The sequence below is a fragment of the Streptomyces sp. XM83C genome (assembly GCF_023072675.1).
Classification (GTDB): domain Bacteria; phylum Actinomycetota; class Actinomycetes; order Streptomycetales; family Streptomycetaceae; genus Streptomyces; species Streptomyces thermocoprophilus.
Window position 1 is genome coordinate 1 of sequence record NZ_JALLGL010000646.1, and the last position, 701, is coordinate 701.

Below are 701 nucleotides of genomic sequence, written 5' to 3' on the forward strand. Positions count from 1 at the left end.
GCGCGGGGTGTGGCGGCTCAGCCGGAGTGGGCGCCGCGGTGGCTGCGGGCGCGGCTGTCCTGGCCGGCGTGCTGCCCGCGGCCCTTGCCGTGACCTCCACCGGTTCCGTTCCCGGCGCCGGTTCGGTTGCCGACGCCGTTCCCGGGGTTCGTACCGCCGCCGTTTCCGCGCCGGCCGTCGTGGTCCTCGTCGTCGCCGTTGCGGCCGTCGCCGTCGGAGCCGCCACGGCCCTTGCCGTCGCCCTGCCCCTTGCCGCTGCCCTTGCCGTTGCCGTTGCCCTTGCCCTCGCCGTTGCCCTTGCCCTTGCCGTGGGACTTGGGCCGGTCGTGGTCGCCGCGGGCACCGTGCCGGCCGTTGTCGTCGCCGTCGGCTCCGCGCCCGGGGCCCGTGCCGGTGTCCCGGTCCCCGGCGAGGACCCCTCGGCAGTACGCCCGCACACGTGCGGGCCCGCCCGCGGCGCCCTCCAGGGCGTGGCGGCGCCCGTCGTCCAGGGAGTGCCCGGCGTGCAGTTCGCGGCAGGCGCGGGCGTCGGCGGTCCGGCCGGGGTCGGCGTCGGGCGAACCGGAGGCGGCGGGGGCGCCGGGATCACCGGTGGCGGCTCCGTCGCGCGCGGTGCCGTCGCCGGCGTCCGGGCCGGTGGTACCGGGCGCGTCGCCGTCGGGCACGGCGGTGCCGGTCGGGGTCGGTGGGGTGAGCGGGTG

General features: G+C 79.9%; 1 pseudogene. It reads right to left on the minus strand.

Annotated features, from left to right (window positions below):
- Positions 1-17 precede the first annotated feature (17 nt).
- Positions 18-701 (minus strand): annotated as a pseudogene (locus MTQ10_RS30900) (hypothetical protein); the annotation flags it as partial.